The following is a 19,011-nucleotide window of genomic DNA, read 5'->3' as shown; positions in this document are numbered from 1 at the left end:
CACCTGAATTACTGCCTGCAAACCTGCACAGCGGGAGATGTTCGATCATTTTGCGAAGACCTCCAGCAGTCGGGGCGCAATTCTATCCAGTGGGCGAATTTCAACAGCGGCGTCAATCGCCGCTGCCGCTTTGGGCATGCCATACACCGCCGAACTGTGCTGGTCCTGGGCGATGGTCAAATATCCTTGTTCTCGCATCAACTTGAGGCCCTGGGCCCCGTCGCGCCCCATGCCGGTCAGCAGTACGCCGACGGCGTCACCGTTCCAATGGCTGGCGACACTTTCAAAAAACACGTCGATGGAAGGCCGGTAAATTTCGTTCACCGGCTCTGCGGTATAGGCTAGCGTGCCATTTTTCAACAAGCGAATATGGTGGTTGGTACCGGCCAGCAAGACCACCCCGCTTTGGGGCGGCTCCCCTTCACGGGCCAGGCGCACCGGCAGGCCGGACGCACTGCTCAACCACTCGGCCATTCCGGCGGCGAACACCTGATCCACATGCTGCACCAGCACGATCGCGGCAGAAAAGTCACGCGGCAACCCCTTGAGCAGCACTTCCAGGGCCGCCGGGCCACCTGCCGACGAACCAATGGCCACCAGGCTTTGGCGCTTGCCGGTGCTGCGCTGCGGCGCGCTTTCAGCGCGCACGCGGCTGCCGCGCTGGCCGATCAGCCAGCCAATATTGAGGATCTTGCGCAACAACGGCGCCGCCGCATCCTTGGGGTTGCCCACCCCCAGCGCTGGCGTGTCCACCACATCCAATGCGCCGTGGCCCATGGCTTCAAAGACCCGGCTGACGTTGGCCTGGCGGTCCACGGTGACGATCACGATCGGGCATGGCGTGTCGGCCATGATCTGGCGGGTCGCTTCCACGCCGTCCATCACCGGCATGATCAAGTCCATCAGGATCAAATCCGGGATCACCTCAGCGCAACGCTGCACCGCTTCCAGGCCATTGCTGGCGACCCACACCACTTCATGGGCAGGCTCGAAACTCAAGGCGCGACGCAACGCCTCGACGGCCAACGGCATGTCATTGACGATTGCAATCCTCATGCCCGGGCGCCTCCAATCAATTCAACCACGGCATCGAGCAGGGCGTCGTCGTGGAAGCTGGCTTTGGCTAAATAATAGTCGGCGCCGGCGTCGAGGCCACGGCGTCGGTCTTCTTCACGATCCTTGTAGGAAACCACCATCACCGGCAACGATTGCAGGCGACTGTCACGGCGCAAGAGTGTGACCAATTCAATACCGTCCATGCGTGGCATATCAATATCTGTGATAAGCAGGTCGAAATCCTCGGAGCGCAATGCGTTCCAGCCATCCATGCCATCGACCGCGACGGCCACTTCATAACCGCGATTGAGTAATAACTTGCGTTGCAGCTCACGCACGGTCAGCGAGTCGTCCACCACCAGCACGCGCTTGCGCGGCGCTTCGCTGGCCTGCTGGCTGCGCCTTGCGATGCGCTCCAGGCGGCCGGTGTTGAGCAACTTGTCCACCGAACGCAGCATGTCTTCCACGTCGACGATCAAGACCACCGAGCCATCGTCGAGCAAGGCTCCAGCGGAAATATCCTGGACCTTGCCCAGGCGAGCATCCAGCGGCAACACCACCAGGGTGCGCTCGCCGATGAAACGTTCCACGGCAATTCCATACACGGCATCACGCTCGCGGATCACCACCACTTTCAAGGTTTCCGAAGGGGTCTGCCCCGGTGGACGCTGCAACAGCTGACTGGCGGCGACCAGGCCGACATGCCGGCCCTCGTGCCAGAAATGCTGGCGACCTTCCAGCTGCACAATGTCCTCGGGGGCCAGGTCGCACATGCGTTCGATGTGCGCCAGCGGGAAGGCATACGCCTCTTCGCCGACTTCCACCACCAGGCTGCGCACCACCGACAAGGTCAACGGCACCTCCAGATGAAAACGGCTGCCCTGCCCTGCCGCCTGCTCCAGCACCACCGCACCGCGCAGTTGACGCACCATATGCTGCACCGCATCCAGGCCTACGCCGCGACCGGAGACTTCGGTGACCTTGTCGCGCAAGCTGAACCCCGGCAGGAACAGGAACGTCAGCAGTTCCTCCTCGCTCAGGCGCAACGCGGTTTCCACGGGGGACAAGTGCCGGTCGACAATGGTGCCGCGCAGGCGCTCAAGGTCGACGCCGTTACCGTCATCGCTCAACTCCAGCACCAGCAGCCCGGCTTGATGCGACGCGCGCAGGCGAATCAAGCCTTCCGCCGGCTTGCCTGCCAGCAGCCGCTGCTCGGGCATTTCGATGCCATGATCGACAGCATTGCGCAATAAATGCGTCAGGGGCGCCTCGAGCTTTTCCAGCACGTCGCGGTCGACCTGGGTTTTTTCCCCTTCGATCTCCAGGCGCACTTGCTTGCCCAGGCTGCGACCGAGGTCGCGCACCATGCGCGCCTGGCCGGCCAGCACATCGGCAAACGGGCGCATGCGACAGGCCAACGCAGTGTCGTAGAGCACCTGGGCCCGCTGGCCGGCCTGCCAGACGTACTCGTCCAGCTCGGCATTTTTTTCCGCCAGCAGCGCCTGGGCTTCGCTCAACAAACGGCGGGTATCGGCCAGGGCTTCCTGGGCCTCGAGGTTCAAATCGACGACCTTGAGGTGACCGTCCAGAACATCCAGGGCGCGCAGGCTGTTGCTTTGAATGCGTTTGAGGCGCTGCAGGCTGGCGAGGTAAGGCTTGAGTCGCTGGGTTTCCACCAGCGACTTGCTGGACAGGTCCAGCAGGCTGTTCAAGCGCTCGGCCGTGACCCGCAGCACGCGCTCGCCACCTTCGGTCATAGGTTTGCTCTGACGCGGCGGCTCGCTCGGCACGGCTGGCGCCGGCTCAGGTTCCGACGCTTCGATCACCGGCGCGGGCACCGGCGCAGGTTTCGGCGCGAGCATGGCGCTGGGTTGCGACGGGTCCAGCAAGCGCTCCATCAGCGCCACATAGGCTGCAATATCCGCAGGCCCGACGTCATTGCCCGGGGTGGCGATGCGCATCAGTAAATCCGTACCCTGCAGCAACGCGTCGATATGTTCGGGCTGCAGGTACAAGCGGCCTTCCTGGGCACTGACCAGACAATCCTCCATGACATGGGCCACGCTGACGCCAGCCTCGACGCCGACAATCCGCGCCGCCCCCTTGAGCGAATGCGCGGCGCGCATGCAGGCCTCGAGCTGGTCGGCCTGGGTCGGGTTGCGCTCCAGGGCCAGCAGGCCTGCGCTGAGCACCTGGGTTTGCGCATCGGCTTCCAGGCTGAACAATTCCAACAGCGAGGCATCGCGCATCTGGTCGGGGGTCATGCGAGGCTCCGGGTCACGGCGGACAGCAATTGGGCTTCGTCCAGCCAGCGCAGGCTGCGACCTTTCCACTGCACGACACCCTGGGTGAAGCGCGCGCTGGCCTGGGTGCCGGAGGTCGACGCGGCGTTCAAGGTGCGCTCATCGATGGCATGGATGCCATCCACTTCGTCCACCGGTACGACCACCGGGCCATCCTGCGCGGCAATGATCAGCATGCGCGGCATGATGCGCCCGCCGGTAGCGCCGGTACTGCTGCTGTCCAGGCCGAGCAATTCCACCAGCGACAGGCAGGCCACCAATGCCCCGCGCACGTTGGCCACACCCAGCAAGGCCCGGGAACGCTGGTGGGGCAACGAGTGGATCGGTTGCAACGGCGCCACTTCCACCAGGCAACGGGTGGCGATGCCCAGCCACTCTTCGCCGAGGCGGAACATCAGCAAGGAGCGGGTGACCATCTGGTGATCGAGCTCGCCAGCCGCCTGCGCAGGCCGGTCGTCCTGCTGCAGCGCATAGCGGTCGAGCAGGCGCGTGGCGGCGGCGGAATACACCGAGCAGTTGCGACAATGGATGTGCTCTGCCAGCAAGGGGCAGGATTTATCGCCATGAATGCCGATGCGGTTCCAGCAGTCATCAATGGCTTGGGTGTCGGCCAGGGTCAGGTCCAGGCCTGCGGTGCCGAGCGCGTCAGGGCTACTCATCGTTTGGACTCACTGTCAGCTCGCTCGCTACGCGCGGCGCGCGCCTGTAAACGGCGCGCCCCCGCACTGTCGCCCTGGGACTCGAGCAACGCGGCCAGGTGCATCAAGGCCTGCGGATGCTGCGGTTCCAGGTACAAGGCTTTGCGGTAATAACTCTGCGCCTCCACGGCGCTGCCGGCGACATCGCTGAGCAGGCCCAGCCAGTAGAACACGGCGGCGGCCGGCGGATGGCTGTTCAAATAACGTTCGCAGGCAGCACGGGCCTCGGCACTTTTGCCTTGGTTGGCCAAGGTGGCGATCTGGTTGAGCATCTCGCCAGCCTCCGGGGGCGGCGCTTTGACCGGTACCGCCTGGGTGCCGGCCGTACTGAACGGGCGCGGCTTGAGCGCGATCGGCGCCGGACTGCGCTGCGACGTGGGCGCCGGCATCGGTACAAACACCGGGGCGGGTGCAGCCGGCTCCACATGCCGACTGAACGCAAACGACTGCGGCACGCCAATCGAGCGCATGCCATGGCGCCCCAGCAGGCCGCCTTCGGCCGGGCCGATAAACAGCACGCCGTCTATGTGGGTCAGTTCCTTGAGCACGTCGAAAACTTGCTTCTGGGTGGGCTGGTCGAAGTAGATCAGCAGGTTGCGACAGAACACAAAGTCGTAGGTGGGCTCGTTGGCCAGCAGGGCCGGGTCGAGCAAGTTGCCGACTTGCAGGCGTACTTGTTCGCGAACCCGGTCGGCAATGCGATAGGCACCGCCGTCTTCAGTGAAGTGACGGTCGCGAAACTCAAGGTCGCCGCCGCGAAACGAGTTTTTGCCGTACACGCCGCGGCGCGCACGCTCCACCGACAGCGGGCTGACGTCCATGCCCTGGACTTTGAATTGGTGCGGTGCCAGGCCCGCGTCAAGCAGGGCCATAGCGATCGAATAGGGTTCTTCGCCGGTGGAGCATGGCAGGCTGAGAATGCGCAAAGCGCGCATCTGCTTGATTTCGGCCAACCGTGCGTGGGCCAGGCGAGCCAAGGTTGCAAAGGACTCGGGGTAGCGGAAGAACCAGGTTTCGGGGACGATCACCGCTTCGATCAGCGCCTGCTGCTCATCATGGGAGCTGTGCAGGAGTTGCCAGTACGCTTCTGCCGTCTGCGCCTGGGACAACTGGCAACGCTGGCGCACCGCGCGCTCGATAATCGCCTCACCCACCGAGGCGACGTCCAGGCCTATGCGTTCTTTAAGGAAGGCCCAGAAGCGCGTGTCACTGCTCATAGGCTCAACTCGCTGGAAAACAGCAAGGCGCGCACGTCATCGGTCAACAGCTCGGCGACGCCAATCCATTGCATCAAGCCCAGCGCATCTTCGCGCACCGGCCCCAGGTAAGGCGCCTGGCGGTTATCCAGGCCATAGGGCTGGAATTCGGCGGGGTCGCAACGCAAGGTGTCGGTAGCCTGCTCCAGAATCAGCCCCAGCCAACGCGCTTCGCTCCAGGGCTGTGGCTGATAATTGACCAGCACCAGCCGCGTGCTGGTACGCGCTTGGGCCGCAACGCCGAACGTCAAGGCGCTCAGGTCGATGACCGGCACCAGCGCGCCGCGATGGGCAAAGATGCCCGCCACCCACACCGGTGCATGAGCGATGGGTTTGAGCGGCAGGCGCGGCAGCACCTCGACCACTTCCGTCGCCTTGAGGGCAAAGCGTTCACTGCCGATGTGGAACACCAGGAACAACGCCTTTTTCGCTGCCGGGACGGCGCCGCGTTTAGCCGCGAGGTCGCTCATCAGACTTTGAAACGCGACACGCCGCTGCGCAGACCGACCGCAACCTGGCTCAGTTCATCGATGGCAAAACTGGCCTGGCGCAGGGACTCGACGGTCTGGCTGCTGGCATCGCCCAGTTGCACCAGCGCGTGGTTGATCTGCTCGGCACCGGTGGCCTGGGCCTGCATGCCTTCATTGACCATCAGCACTCGCGGCGCGAGGGCCTGCACCTGATGGATGATTTGCGACAATTGCTCACCTACCTGCTGCACTTCGAACATGCCTCGGCGCACCTCTTCGGAGAACTTGTCCATGCCCATCACGCCGGCCGACACCGCCGACTGGATCTCACGCACCATCTGCTCGATGTCGTACGTCGCGACGGCGGTCTGGTCGGCCAGGCGGCGCACTTCGGTGGCGACCACCGCAAAACCGCGCCCGTACTCACCGGCTTTCTCGGCCTCGATGGCGGCGTTGAGGGACAGCAGGTTGGTCTGGTCCGCCACTTTGACGATGGTCACTACCACTTGGTTGATGTTGCCGGCCTTTTCATTGAGGATCGCCAGCTTGGCATTGACCAGGTCGGCGGCGCCCATCACCGAGTGCATGGTTTCTTCCATGCGCGCCAGGCCCTGCTGACCGGAACCGGCGGCGACCGAGGCCTGGTCGGCGGCGGTGGACACTTCGATCATGGTGCGCACCAGGTCCTTGGAGGTCGCGGCGATTTCACGGGAAGTGGCGCCGATTTCAGTGGTGGTGGCGGCGGTTTCGGTGGCGGTCGCCTGTTGCTGCTTGGAGGTGGCGGCGATCTCGGTCACCGAGGTCGTGACCTGCACCGACGAGCGCTGTGCCTGGGAAACCAGAGCGGTCAGTTCGGTCATCATGTCGTTGAAGCCGGTTTCAACCACGTTGAACTCGTCCTTACGCTCCAGGTTCAGGCGCTTGCTCAGGTCGCCGGTGCGCATGGTTTCGAGGATATCGACGATGCGCTGCATCGGCGCCATGATTGCGCGCATCAGCAGCAGGCCACACAGCGCGGCGGCAAGAATCGCCAGCAGCAGCGAGACGCCCATGCTGATTTTCGCGGCCTCGACGGCACTGTCGATGGCGTCGGTGGCGTCGTCGGCGACCTGTTTGTTCGCGAGGATGATGTCATTGAGTTTCATGCGGCCGGCGACCCAGGCGGGCGTCAGTTGTTCGTTGAACAGCTTGAGTGCCTCGGCGCCGTTGTTGTTCTGCTGCGCCTCGAGCACCTTGGCGAGGGTCTGGTTGTAGCTCTGGTGGAATTTTTCGAAGGCATCGAACTCGTTGCGGTCCCGAGTGAAGTTGATCGTTTTCGCGTAATCGGCCATGTACTTCTCAAGGCGCGCCTCGAAAGATTTGTAATCCTGCTTGTCGTCCTCGGAAACGCCCTGGTTCTTGTGGATCCCCACCAACTCCTGGGTTTGCAGGTAGCTGTCGACCCAGGCGCTGCGAATCATCGAGCTTAAAAACACTCCAGGCACGGCGTCGTCCCGGACCAGGGTTTCGCTGGATTCGATTTTCAGCAGCCGCGAATACGAGAGCACGACCATCAGCAGCATGATCGCAATGATTACCGCAAAGCTCGCCAAAATCCGTTGGCGCAGGGTCCAGTTCTTCACAGTAATTCCTCGCAGGGCCATTCAAATGGAGGGGAGTATAGCTGAGCGAAGGCGTCTACTAATCAATGGTTTTCGGGGGTTTGAGCAACAGTGCCGGTATTGGGCTGCGCCATTGCGGCGACTCAGCCAGACTCTATTTAAATGTGGGAGAGGCTTGCCCCCTCCACACTTAAATGGATGCACGGCGCTGCTTATGTGTTGAGGCGTACCTGTTTCTCCAGCTCTGCCTTCAAACCCGGCTCAAGTTTGAGTTGGCGCGCCAGTTCGTCCAGGTAGGCCTTCTCCATGAAATTTTCCTCGTCCACCAGCATCACGCTGGCGATGTACATTTCGGCGGCCATCTCCGGGGTGCTGGCGGCGCGGGCGACGTCGGCCGGGTCGAGGGGTTTGTTCAGCTCCGCGTGCAGCCAGGTTTGCAGCTCGCGGTCGTTGTCGAGTTTGGTGAACTCGCCTTCGATCAACGCGCGTTCACGCTCATCCACGTGGCCGTCGGCCTTGGCGGCGGCAACCAGCGCCTTGAGAATGCCCTGACTGTGCTGCTCGACCTGGGCCGGCGGCAGGCGGTCGATGGTTTGCGGCTCACCCTGGGGCGCGCTGGCCTGCTGCGCCTGCCAATTGCCATAGGCTTTGTAGGCGATGACCCCCAAGGCGGCCAGGCCTCCGTAGGTCAGGGCCTTGCCGCCGAATTTGCGGGCCTTTTTGTTGCCCAGCAGCAAGCCCATGGCGCCGGCCGCCAGTGCGCCACCGCCGGCGCCACCGAGCAAACTGCCGAGCCCGCCGCCGCCAAGCAGCCCACCGAGGGCGCCTTTGTCGGCTGATGGGCGCTGGCCGCCAGCCTTGTTCTGCAACATGTCCTGACCAGACTTGAGCAACTGATCGAGCAATCCACGGGTATTCATGCGTAGCCTCCAGACACTTGGGTTCGTAGGACCAATAGGCCCCCAGCGTAAAACTAAGTGCAAAAAAGCCCCGATCTAGAGTGCTTCCAGATGTAACGCTCACCCTGATATCAGAAATGTCTTGTTGCACAGCGGCGCCATCATCCCGCCATCAATGATTTTTCCTTCACCATCGAACCGCTTAAGCTATCCGGCGTCTGTTTATTGTCCGTTGCGTTTGGCCGAAGGCATGTCCGAACCGTTATTTCTGATCCGTTACGTGCCAGGAACGGCGCGGGATTCGCTCACGACAGGTTGTCTCTATGCACCGCAGGAATTTGCTCAAAGCGTCCATGGCCATTGCGGCCTACACCGGTTTGTCGGCCAGTGGCCTGTTGGCCGCGCAGGCCTGGGCCGGCAACCGTGCCGCCGATGGCAAGGCCGTGGCATTCGATTTTGAAACGCTCAAAGCCCAGGCCAAGCAGCTCGCTGGCAGCGCGTATAAAGATACTCGGCAGGTGCTGCCGCCCACCTTGGCGACCATGACGCCACAGAATTTCAACGCCATCGGCTATGACGCCAACCATTCGTTGTGGAAGGAACTGAAGGGGCAGCTGGACGTGCAGTTTTTCCACGTCGGCATGGGTTTCAAGACGCCGGTGCGCATGCACAGCGTCGACCCCACGACCCGCGAGGCCCGCGAAGTGCATTTCCGCCCTTCGCTGTTCAACTATGAAAAAACCACGGTCGACACTAAACAGCTGACCGGCGATCTGGGTTTCTCCGGCTTCAAGCTGTTCAAGGCGCCGGAGCTGGACCGGCATGACGTGCTGTCGTTCCTCGGGGCCAGCTACTTCCGTGCCGTGGACTCCACCGGCCAGTACGGCCTGTCGGCGCGCGGCCTGGCCATTGACACCTACGCGAAGAAACGTGAGGAATTCCCTGACTTCACGCAGTTCTGGTTCGAAACCCCGGACAAGAACGCCACCCGCTTCGTGGTCTACGCCCTGCTCGATTCGCCCAGCGCTACCGGCGCCTATCGCTTCGATATCGACTGCCAGGCCAATCAAGTGGTGATGGCCATCGACGCACATATCAATGCGCGCACCGCCATCGAACAGCTGGGGATTGCGCCAATGACCAGCATGTTCAGTTGCGGCACACACGAACGGCGGATGTGCGACACCATCCACCCGCAAATTCACGACTCGGACCGACTGGCCATGTGGCGCGGCAACGGCGAGTGGATCTGCCGCCCGCTGAACAACCCGGCCAAGCTGCAATTCAACGCATTCGCCGACACTAATCCCAAAGGTTTTGGCCTGGTCCAAACCGACCACGAATTCGCCAGTTACCAGGACACGGTGGACTGGTACAGCAAGCGCCCCAGCCTGTGGGTGGAACCCACCACCGCTTGGGGTGAGGGCTCGATCGACCTGCTGGAAATCCCGACCACCGGCGAAACCCTCGATAACATCGTGGCCTTCTGGACCCCGAAAAAGCCGGTGGCGGCCGGTGATTCGCTCAACTACGGCTACAAACTCTATTGGAGCGCCCTGCCGCCGGTGAGCACACCGCTGGCCCAGGTCGACGCGACCCGTTCAGGCATGGGGGGATTCACCGAAGGTTGGGCCCCGGGCGAGCATTACCCTGAGGTGTGGGCACGCCGCTTTGCCGTGGACTTCAAGGGCGGCGGCCTGGACCGTTTGCCACCCGGCACGGGCATCGAGCCGGTGGTCACCTGCTCTCACGGCGAGGTGAAAGATTTCAGCGTGCTGGTGCTCGATAACATCAAGGGCTATCGCATTCTGTTCGACTGGTACCCCACCAGCGACAGCGTGGAGCCGGTAGAGCTGCGCTTGTTTATCCGCACCCAGGACCGCACCTTGAGTGAAACCTGGCTGTATCAGTACTTCCCGCCCGCGCCGGACAAGCGCAAATACACCTGAACCATCTGTGGCGAGGGAGCTTGCTCCCGCTGGGCCGCGAAGCGGCCCCAAACGATGGGACTGCTGCGCAGTCCAGCGGGAGCAAGCTCCCTCGCCACAGGTACCGTGTTCGCCTTGCCTGAAGGGCATCGTGGCGAGCCCGTTTCGTCATTCAGAACCGCGACACGGTTTTCATCGCCCCAATCAGATAGCGCATCGCTACCTGGTCGTTCTCGGTCAAGGTGCGATAATGCGCCAGCAATTCAACTTCATCCGAACTCAATCTGCGGCCACGCAAGGACAGCCTGCGGGTCAGAAAAGACATCACCACACCCGCTACACCATAGGACTTGGCCATGGACTGCTTCTCCTGATATCGATCCAATACTCCTGCCTTAAGCTTAGAAAGAATCCAGTTACGTGTGGGATTTTTTTAGAGTATTAACTTAAATAATTAGATCGGTAATAAATACCTACAGTCGATTCCCATGCATTCGTTGCTTGAATCCGCCTTCTTCCTATAAGCGAGCAAAAAAAAGCCCACCGGATCAGGGTGGGCTCTGTAGGCATACGCTAAGGATCAATCCCTGAGATCGGACTCATGAATCGGCTGGTCGCGGTGCGTCGCCCGCTGATATTGCGCAGGCCAGGTCGCCTTGCGCCCTCCCAGGTCGTCGTCGGCATGCAGCGGCCAGTACGGGTCGCGCAACAATTCGCGGGCGAGGAAGATGAGGTCGGCCTGGCAGGTGCGCAGGATGTGCTCGGCCTGGGCCGGTTCGGTGATCATGCCCACCGTGCCGGTGGCGATACCCGACTCTTTGCGCACACGTTCGGCAAAGCGCGTCTGGTAGCCGGGACCGGTGGGGATTTCGGCGTTGGCGGCGGTGCCGCCGGAGGACACGTCGATCAAGTCCACGCCCAGGTCTTTCAGGCGGCGCGCCAGTTCGACGGTTTCATCGGGGTTCCAGCCGTCCTCCACCCAATCGGTGGCCGACACGCGCACGAACAGCGGCAAGTCCTGGGGCCACACGTCGCGCACCGCGCGGGTGACCTCAAGGACCAGGCGGATGCGGTTTTCGAACGAGCCGCCGTACTGGTCCTGACGCTGGTTGCTGATGGGCGACAGGAACTGATGCAGCAGGTAACCGTGGGCGGCATGGATCTCTACCACTTCGAAGCCGGCAGTCAAGGCACGCTTGGCGGCGGCGACAAAATCGGCGATCACCTGTTGGATCTGTCCTTCGTCCAGCGGCGTGGGTTGCGTGTGCTGGGGGTCGAACGCGATGGGCGATGGGCCGACCGGCACCCAGCCACCGTCTGCTGGCTTGACGCTGCCATGCTTGCCAATCCAGGGCCGATACGTGCTGGCCTTGCGCCCGGCGTGCGCCAACTGAATACCCGCCACCGCGCCTTGAGCCGCAATGAAGCGCGTAATACGTTGCAGGGGTTCGATCTGTTCGTCTTTCCACAGGCCCAGGTCCTGGGCGGTGATGCGGCCATCGGCGGTCACGGCGGTGGCTTCGGTAAAAATCAGCCCGGCGCCACCGACGGCGCGGCTGCCCAGGTGCACCAGGTGCCAGTCGTTGGCCAGGCCATCCTCACTTGAGTATTGGCACATCGGTGAGACCGCGATGCGGTTCAACAGGGTGAGTTGTCGCAGGGTATAGGGTTCGAGCAGCTGACTCATGGCGCACCTCTTCGGGTTCTGTGGGCAAGCTCCAAGGCTCTCTTTCATGGTGCTTAGAGCCTAGTCGACAACGACGGATCGCACAGGGTTCAGAGGTAAACGGTTCAGAGGTAAACGGTTCAGGAGTAAACCGGGAGCCGATTGCCGGCTCCCGCAGGGCAGCGCCTTACATTTCGACCTGGGTGCCCAGTTCGATCACCCGGTTGACCGGGAGTTTGAAGAAGCGCAGGTTGCCGTTGGCATTCTTCAGCATGAACGCGAACAACGCTTCGCGCCAACGCGCCATGCCCTTGATGCGCGAGGCGATCACGGTTTCACGGCTGAGGAAGTAGGTGGTGCGCATCGGGCTGAAATCCAGTTCGTCCAAATGGCACAGCTTCAGCGCCTCGGGCACATCCGGCTCATCGGTAAAGCCGAAGTGCAGGATCACCCGGAAGAACCCTTCGCCATAAGCGTCCACTTCGAAACGCCGCGTCGCAGGCACACGCGGGATGTCTTCGTAGACCACGGTCAGCAGCACCACCTGCTCGTGCAGCACCTGGTTATGCAGCAGGTTGTGCAACAGCGCGTGGGGCACGGCGTCGGGCCGAGCCGTGAGGAACACCGCCGTGCCCTGGACGCGATGGGGCGGCTGCACGCGGATACTGCTGATGAATATCGGCAGCGGCAGGCCGCCTTCGTCGAGGCGCTCGACGAGTAATTGCTTGCCGCGCTTCCAGGTGGTCATCAGCACGAACAGCACGATCCCGGCCAATACCGGGAAGGCGCCGCCCTGGATGATCTTCGGCACGTTGGCGGCAAAGTACAGCCCGTCCACCAACAGGCAGCAGAGCAACACCGGCACGGCCAGCACCGGTGGCCATTTCCACAGCAGCAGCATCACCGCAGACACCAGGATCGTGGTCATCAGCATGGTGCCAGTCACCGCTACGCCATAGGCCGACGCCAGCGCACCGGAAGACTCGAAGCCCAGTACCAGCAGGATCACGCCGACCATCAGCGACCAGTTCACCGCGCCGATATAGATCTGGCCCTGTTCGGCGCTGGAGGTATGTTGAATGTGCATGCGCGGGATATAGCCCAACTGGATCGCCTGGCGCGTCAACGAGAACGCACCGGAAATCACCGCCTGGGAGGCAATCACCGTGGCCAGGGTCGACAGCACCACCAGCGGGACCAGCGCCCAGCTCGGCGCCAGCAAGTAGAACGGGTTGCGGGCCGCTTCCGGATCGCCCAGCAGCATGGCGCCCTGGCCGAAATAGTTAAGCACCAGCGCCGGCAGCACCAGGATGAACCAGGCGCGGGCGATGGGTTTGCGGCCGAAGTGGCCCATGTCGGCATACAGCGCTTCCGCCCCGGTCAGGGCCAGCACCACTGCGCCGAGGATGGCCACGCCAATTCCGGGGTGCGCCTCGAAGAAGCGCACGGCCCACATCGGGTTCATGGCACTGAGCACCTCAGGGTGCAGGGTGATGCCATACACGCCGAGGCCGCCAAGCACCAGAAACCAGGTCACCATCACCGGGCCGAACAGCTTGCCGATGCGGTCTGTGCCGTGTTTCTGGATCAGGAACAGCGCCACCAGTACCACCAGCGCGATAGGGACTACCCACCGTTCCAGGCCATCGAAAGCCAGTTCCAGGCCCTCGACGGCCGACAACACCGAAATCGCCGGGGTGATCATGCTATCGCCGTAGAAAAGCGCTGCGCCGCACAAGCCGCACACCACCAGGAAGCTGCGCAACTTCCTGCGCTCCCCCGCCGCCCGGCGTGCCAGGGCGGTCAGTGCCATGATGCCGCCTTCGCCCTGGTTATCGGCGCGCAGCACAAACAGCATGTACTTGATCGACACGACCCAGATCAGCGACCAGAAGATCAGCGCCAGGATCCCCAATACGCCGTCATGGTTGACCTGCACCCCATAACCGCCGTTGAACACCTCTTTAAGGGTGTAGAGCGGGCTGGTGCCGATATCGCCGTACACCACCCCGACCGCTGCCACCAGCATGCCAATCGGCTTGGCGTTTGAATGCTCGGCACCCGCTGCCTGACTACTTGCCTGACCCATCAACCACTCCTGCCCTTTGACCTGAGGTCTTTTATAAACAACGTGCCCAAACGGCCCCTAGCATGCGCTGTTTTACTTCACGTAACAGACGTTTTGTTGACCTTAGGATTTTACCTACGCGCAACGGCGCGAAGCATAGCGCAGCACTCGTCGCATTTCCCCGCATAAAGCTGGTCAAGTGCGTGGCCCGCCGTGTCGTGCCCGGCTGGCGGCGTCATTCAATACCGAGGTTAGACATATCCAACGCCATCGCAAAAGCCAACCCCAAGGTCGGCTTTGGATCCCTGGGTTGCCCCTAAGATCTTTACTCTACACCTTGATCTTTAGTAATAACCCCTTAAAGGCAAGGCCATAGGCGGTTAGCAAAAATGAGATAGAATGAAGGCTGACGGAGGAATAAAGCGTGAACAAAGCAGCTCAGCAAAAAAAACATACCCGAATTACGTACGGCAAAATGGTGTCCGTGACCATTCGTGGCCGGAAAAACGGAAGCTTCAAGGCTCTCCTTTCAAGCGCGGACGATGTGGTTGAGCGGCATGTCACGAAAAGCCTCTCGAGCAGCGTGTTGAGTCAAAAAGACCTAACGCATCGTCCAATGCGTGCGCCCCATCTCTCGGGCCTTGAACGCGATCTGGAAGAACTGAAGAAGGTTGTTGCGGCACTGGCCGTGCGCTCTGTTGCGCATGAAGAGAAGGCTGCTGATTTTGATGTTGAGGGCATAACCGTGCTTGACGCCAACACAGCGTACCAACTGCTAGATAATCCCCCTGAGCCCACTGACACACTTCGCAACCTGCTTGCCTTGCGCTAAGGGCTGTTAATGGACTTCATCACCGTCGACTTCGACAAGTCGATTGATCGTTCTGCATTTGATTGCGGGGCGCACCCAGCCTTGAACACGTACATTGCCCAGCACGCAGGGCAAGACCAAAAGCGAAACGTCTCCCGCACATTCATGTACGTCGAAGATGGGACGCTGCTGGGCTATTACACCCTAGCGAATGCCTCTGTAGCCCTTGAAGCGCTAAGCGATGACCAAAAAAAGAAAATGCCTCGGTATCCTATGCCGGCAGTGCTTTTGAGTCGTCTGGCGATCGACAAGGGTGCTCAAAGCAAGGGGCTCGGCCAGAGATTGATGTCTGACTTCTTCCGTCGCGTGTACACGGTTTCCAAGCAGTCTGGTGTAGCTTTTGTGATCGTCGATGCAAAAGACCAAGATGCTGCGGATTACTACCAACGTAAGTTAGGGTTTGTGCCATCCACGAATAGCCCCCTTCGCTTGGTACTTTCTACCGCAACCTTCATCCAGATGTTAGATGCACGAAACTAACCTCCCGCAGACATAGCTCGTACCTGGTCATCCACAGGGCAGCAGTGTGCACACTTGTGCAAACCGGTGAACCTGAAAGACTTGGCCATAGCCCACGTAAACCATGGCCTTCCTTCTCCCAAGCCATCTACCAAGCTTTGACTTAGAGCGCCTTTGCGCAGAACGACGCTGCCATGTCTTGGTAACCAGCGACCAGGCTGTAGAAGAACGGCGCTTTTACGCCGACATAAAGTTGATCCAGGACGCGAAAGCGCAATCCGGTGTGCTGCCTGATCTCGACCAGAACGGCGCGAAGCATAGCGCAGCACTCGTCGCATTTCCCTGCATAAAGCTGGTCAAGTGCGTGGCCCGCCGCTAGAATTGCGCACTTTTTGATCAGAGGCGTCACAAACGCCCGTGTACCGCCGTGTCGTGCCCGACTGGCGGCGTCATTCAATACCGAGGTTAGACATGTCCACCACCATCGCAAAAGCCAACCCCAAGGTCGGCTTTGTATCCCTGGGTTGCCCGAAGGCTCTGGTTGACTCCGAGCGCATCCTCACGCAACTGCGTATGGAAGGCTATGACGTCGTGTCCACTTACCAGGACGCCGACGTGGTGGTGGTCAACACCTGCGGCTTTATCGACTCGGCCAAGGCTGAATCCCTGGAAGTGATCGGCGAAGCCATCAAGGAAAACGGCAAGGTCATCGTGACCGGCTGCATGGGCGTGGAAGAAGGCAATATCCGCAACGTCCACCCAAGCGTGCTTGCCGTGACCGGCCCGCAGCAATACGAGCAGGTGGTCAACGCCGTACACGCCGTGGTGCCGCCGCGCCAGGACCACAACCCGCTGATCGACCTGGTGCCGCCGCAAGGCATCAAGCTGACCCCGCGTCACTACGCTTACCTGAAGATTTCCGAAGGCTGCAACCACAGCTGCAGCTTCTGTATCATTCCGTCGATGCGCGGCAAGCTGGTCAGTCGTCCGGTCGGCGACGTGCTGGACGAAGCCCAGCGCCTGGTCAAATCCGGCGTGAAAGAGCTGCTGGTGATTTCCCAGGACACCAGCGCCTATGGCGTCGACGTCAAATACCGCACCGGTTTCTGGAATGGCGCGCCGGTGAAAACTCGCATGACCGAACTCTGCGAAGCCTTGAGCAGCCTGGGCGTGTGGGTGCGCCTGCATTACGTTTACCCGTACCCGCACGTTGACGAGCTGATCCCATTGATGGCCGCCGGCAAGATCCTGCCTTACCTGGACATCCCGTTCCAGCACGCGAGCCCCAAGGTGCTCAAGGCCATGAAACGCCCGGCCTTCGAAGACAAGACCCTGGCGCGCATCAAGAACTGGCGCGAAATCTGCCCGGAACTGATCATCCGCTCGACCTTTATCGTCGGCTTTCCTGGCGAAACCGAAGAAGACTTCCAGTACCTGCTGGACTGGCTGACCGAGGCCCAGTTGGACCGCGTCGGCTGCTTCCAGTACTCGCCGGTTGAAGGCGCTCCGGCCAACCTGCTGGACCTGGCCGTGGTGCCGGACGACGTCAAGCAAGACCGTTGGGAGCGCTTCATGGCGCACCAGCAGGCGATCAGCTCGGCGCGCCTGCAATTGCGCATCGGCAAGGAGATCGAAGTGCTGATCGACGAAGTCGACGAGCAAGGCGCGGTTGGCCGTTGCTTCTTCGATGCACCGGAAATCGACGGTAACGTGTTTATCGACGATGCCAGCGGCTTGAAACCAGGCGACAAGGTGTGGTGCACGGTGACTGACGCCGACGAGTACGACTTGTGGGCTGAAAAGCGCGATTGATTGTAAAAAAATGAAAAAGCCCCGCTCCTGAACAGGATGCGGGGCTTTTTTACGTCTATCGTTTTGCCCATCAGTCCCATTAAGGCAAAGGGTCGCGGGCATGCGTCAGCATTCGGTCATCCACACACCTAACACCTGCGACTACCCAGAGTTGACACGCATTTGGGAGGCTTCGGTGCGGGCTACCCACGACTTCTTGCCGGACAGCTACATCCTGCGCCTGAAAAATCAGGTGCTGACTCGCTATCTGGACGCCGTGATGCTGATCTGCACCAAGGACGCGCGCCAACGCATCACCGGGTTCGCCGGAGTGGCTTCGGGCAAGGTCGAAATGCTGTTTATCGACCCACCCTTTCGAGGCCAGGGCCTGGGCCGGCAATTGCTGCGCTATGCGATCGAGTGCATGAATGCCGATGAGCTGGACGTGAACGAGCAGAATCCGCAAGCGCTGGGGTTCTACTTCAAGCAAGGCTTTGAAGTGATCGGACGCACGGAACACGACGGCCTGGGCCAGCCTTATCCGTTGCTGCATATGCGCCTGCGCCAGCAACAGCACTTAGGCAGTGGCTGACCCCACCTGTTGATCGGGCTTTATCAATAAAGCACCGCGCTGAAATGGGGCCGGGATTAACCGGCCCCACACAGGTACAATAGCCGCCCCCTTTTGTTACGGCCCTTGTCATGACTGACCCCATACGCCTCTCCAAACGCCTTATCGAACTGGTCGGTTGCTCCCGTCGGGAGGCTGAGCTGTTTATCGAAGGCGGCTGGGTCTCGGTGGACGGTGAAGTGATCGACGAACCGCAGTTCAAGGTCACCACCCAAAAGGTCGAGCTGGACCCGCAAGCCAAAGCCACCGTGCCTGAGCCGGTGACCATCCTGCTGCACGCTCCGGCGGGCATGGACGCCGAGACGGCCATGGCGTCGATCAGCGCCGAGACGCTGTCGGAAGAGCACCGCTTCAGCAAGCGCCCGCTCAAGGGTCACTTCCTGCGCCTGACCGCCAGTGCCGACCTGCAAGCCAAGGCCAGCGGCCTGCTGGTCTTCACCCAGGATTGGAAGATTCTGCGCAAGTTGACCGCCGATGCCGCCAAGATCGAGCAGGAATACGTGGTGGAAGTCGAGGGCGACATGGCCGCCCACGGCCTCAACCGCCTGAACCACGGCCTGACCTACAAAGGCAAGGAGCTGCCGGCCGTGAAAGCCAGCTGGCAGAACGAGAACCGCCTGCGGTTTGCGCTGAAAAACCCGCAGCCGGGGGTGATCGCGCTGTTTTGCGAAGCCGTTGGCTTGAAAGTCGTCGCCATCCGTCGCATTCGCATCGGTGGCGTCTCCATTGGCAAGGTGCCCGTGGGCCAATGGCGTTACCTGTCCGGCAAAGAGAAGTTCTAAGCCGGTGCCCTTTTCCCGACACTGCCTGATTGGGCAGTGTCTACCCCGTTGAAAACCAGGATTGCCCACCATGATTCACAACGACGTACTGCGCAGCGTGCGCTACATGCTCGACATCAGCGACAACAAGATGGTCGAGATCATCAAGCTCGGCGGCATGGACGTAACCAAGGAAGACGTGCTGACTTACCTCAAGAAAGATGAGGAAGAAGGCTTCGTGTTCTGCCCGGATGAGGTGATGGCGCATTTCCTCGATGGCTTGGTCATGTTCAAGCGCGGCAAGGACGAAAGCCGTCCGCCGCAGCCGATCGAAACCCCGGTGACCAACAACATCATCCTGAAAAAACTGCGCGTGGCCTTCGAATTGAAGGAAGACGACATGCACGCCATCCTCAAGGCTGCCGAGTTCCCAGTGTCCAAGCCGGAGCTGAGCGCGCTGTTCCGCAAGTTCGGTCACACCAACTACCGCACCTGTGGTGACCAGTTGCTGCGCAACTTCCTCAAGGGGCTGACGCTGCGGGTTCGCGCGTAA

The 19,011-nt window shown here is 61.2% G+C and carries 18 protein-coding genes and 1 pseudogene; 8 read left to right on the top strand and 11 right to left on the bottom strand.

Annotated features, from left to right (window positions below):
• Nucleotides 1–45: 45 nt before the first annotated feature.
• From C4J91_RS06435 to C4J91_RS06405, 7 genes are all read right to left on the bottom strand, one after another.
• Entirely contained in the window at nt 46–1,056 is a 1,011-nt protein-coding gene (locus C4J91_RS06435; protein WP_124361571.1) for a chemotaxis response regulator protein-glutamate methylesterase, read from the bottom strand.
• Entirely contained in the window at nt 1,053–3,320 is a 2,268-nt protein-coding gene (locus C4J91_RS06430; RefSeq protein ID WP_124361570.1) for a hybrid sensor histidine kinase/response regulator, read from the bottom strand. The genes C4J91_RS06435 and C4J91_RS06430 overlap by 4 nt, the downstream gene beginning before the upstream one ends.
• Nucleotides 3,317–4,018, bottom strand: coding sequence for a chemotaxis protein CheW (locus C4J91_RS06425; RefSeq protein ID WP_124361569.1), 702 nt, complete (start codon nt 4,016–4,018; stop codon nt 3,317–3,319). The genes C4J91_RS06430 and C4J91_RS06425 overlap by 4 nt, the downstream gene beginning before the upstream one ends.
• Entirely contained in the window at nt 4,015–5,274 is a 1,260-nt protein-coding gene (locus C4J91_RS06420; protein WP_124361568.1) for a protein-glutamate O-methyltransferase CheR, read from the bottom strand. The genes C4J91_RS06425 and C4J91_RS06420 overlap by 4 nt, the downstream gene beginning before the upstream one ends.
• A complete protein-coding gene (locus C4J91_RS06415) occupies nt 5,271–5,783 on the bottom strand; it encodes a chemotaxis protein CheW (protein WP_124361567.1) in 513 nt (170 codons plus the stop codon). Before C4J91_RS06415 ends, C4J91_RS06420 begins: the two co-directional genes overlap by 4 nt.
• A complete protein-coding gene (locus tag C4J91_RS06410; RefSeq protein WP_124361566.1) occupies nt 5,783–7,405 on the bottom strand; it encodes a methyl-accepting chemotaxis protein in 1,623 nt (540 codons plus the stop codon). Before C4J91_RS06410 ends, C4J91_RS06415 begins: the two co-directional genes overlap by 1 nt.
• Before the next feature lie 191 nt (nt 7,406–7,596).
• Entirely contained in the window at nt 7,597–8,304 is a 708-nt protein-coding gene (locus C4J91_RS06405) for a tellurite resistance TerB family protein (RefSeq protein ID WP_124361565.1), read from the bottom strand.
• A 302-nt stretch (nt 8,305–8,606) separates the two neighbouring features.
• Between C4J91_RS06405 and C4J91_RS06400 the strand changes: the two genes are divergently transcribed.
• The gene (locus C4J91_RS06400; protein ID WP_124361564.1) at nt 8,607–10,232 is read left to right on the top strand and encodes a glucan biosynthesis protein D; all 1,626 of its coding nucleotides are present in this window, start codon (nt 8,607–8,609) and stop codon (nt 10,230–10,232) included.
• Between the two features lie 5 nt (nt 10,233–10,237).
• Nucleotides 10,238–10,333: pseudogene (locus C4J91_RS28055) on the top strand (N-acetyltransferase); the annotation flags it as partial.
• A gap of 50 nt (nt 10,334–10,383) precedes the next feature.
• On the opposite strand, the gene C4J91_RS06395 reads toward C4J91_RS28055, so the two are convergent.
• The 3 genes from C4J91_RS06395 to C4J91_RS06385 all read right to left on the bottom strand — a co-directional run bounded on the left by C4J91_RS06395 (nt 10,384) and on the right by C4J91_RS06385 (nt 13,966).
• Nucleotides 10,384–10,569, bottom strand: a complete 186-nt coding sequence (locus C4J91_RS06395) for a hypothetical protein (protein WP_124361563.1) — start codon at nt 10,567–10,569, stop codon at nt 10,384–10,386.
• Between the two features lie 222 nt (nt 10,570–10,791).
• Entirely contained in the window at nt 10,792–11,898 is a 1,107-nt protein-coding gene (locus C4J91_RS06390) for an NADH:flavin oxidoreductase/NADH oxidase (protein ID WP_124361562.1), read from the bottom strand.
• A 166-nt stretch (nt 11,899–12,064) separates the two neighbouring features.
• Nucleotides 12,065–13,966, bottom strand: coding sequence for a potassium transporter Kup (locus C4J91_RS06385; protein WP_124361561.1), 1,902 nt, complete (start codon nt 13,964–13,966; stop codon nt 12,065–12,067).
• Between the two features lie 403 nt (nt 13,967–14,369).
• Between C4J91_RS06385 and C4J91_RS06380 the strand changes: the two genes are divergently transcribed.
• Both C4J91_RS06380 and C4J91_RS06375 read left to right on the top strand, forming a co-directional pair.
• Nucleotides 14,370–14,777, top strand: coding sequence for a hypothetical protein (locus C4J91_RS06380; RefSeq protein WP_124361560.1), 408 nt, complete (start codon nt 14,370–14,372; stop codon nt 14,775–14,777).
• A gap of 9 nt (nt 14,778–14,786) precedes the next feature.
• Complete coding sequence (locus tag C4J91_RS06375; protein ID WP_124361559.1) at nt 14,787–15,296, top strand: GNAT family N-acetyltransferase; 510 nt, start codon at nt 14,787–14,789, stop codon at nt 15,294–15,296.
• Nucleotides 15,297–15,438: 142 nt separating this feature from the next.
• Here C4J91_RS06375 and C4J91_RS27500 read toward each other — a convergent pair whose 3' ends face one another.
• Nucleotides 15,439–15,594 carry a hypothetical protein gene (locus C4J91_RS27500; RefSeq protein ID WP_164484502.1) on the bottom strand — a complete coding sequence of 52 codons (156 nt, stop codon included), beginning with the start codon at nt 15,592–15,594 and terminating at the stop codon, nt 15,439–15,441.
• Nucleotides 15,595–15,746: 152 nt separating this feature from the next.
• On the opposite strand from C4J91_RS27500, the gene rimO reads away from it, so the two are divergent.
• The 4 genes from rimO to C4J91_RS06350 all read left to right on the top strand — a co-directional run bounded on the left by rimO (nt 15,747) and on the right by C4J91_RS06350 (nt 19,011).
• On the top strand, nt 15,747–17,087 hold the full coding sequence (rimO, locus tag C4J91_RS06365) for a 30S ribosomal protein S12 methylthiotransferase RimO (protein WP_124361557.1): 1,341 nt from the start codon (nt 15,747–15,749) through the stop codon (nt 17,085–17,087).
• Between the two features lie 100 nt (nt 17,088–17,187).
• Nucleotides 17,188–17,658 (top strand): GNAT family N-acetyltransferase, encoded by a 471-nt coding sequence (locus tag C4J91_RS06360; RefSeq protein ID WP_124361556.1) that lies wholly within the window; start codon nt 17,188–17,190, stop codon nt 17,656–17,658.
• 110 nt (nt 17,659–17,768) lie between these two features.
• On the top strand, nt 17,769–18,479 hold the full coding sequence (locus tag C4J91_RS06355) for an rRNA pseudouridine synthase (protein WP_124361555.1): 711 nt from the start codon (nt 17,769–17,771) through the stop codon (nt 18,477–18,479).
• A 70-nt stretch (nt 18,480–18,549) separates the two neighbouring features.
• Nucleotides 18,550–19,011, top strand: coding sequence for a DUF1456 family protein (locus C4J91_RS06350; RefSeq protein WP_124361554.1), 462 nt, complete (start codon nt 18,550–18,552; stop codon nt 19,009–19,011).

Origin of the sequence: Pseudomonas sp. R3-52-08 (assembly GCF_003851745.1) — a bacterium.
GTDB lineage: Bacteria > Pseudomonadota > Gammaproteobacteria > Pseudomonadales > Pseudomonadaceae > Aquipseudomonas.
This window is presented reverse-complemented; position numbering and strand designations above follow the sequence as displayed.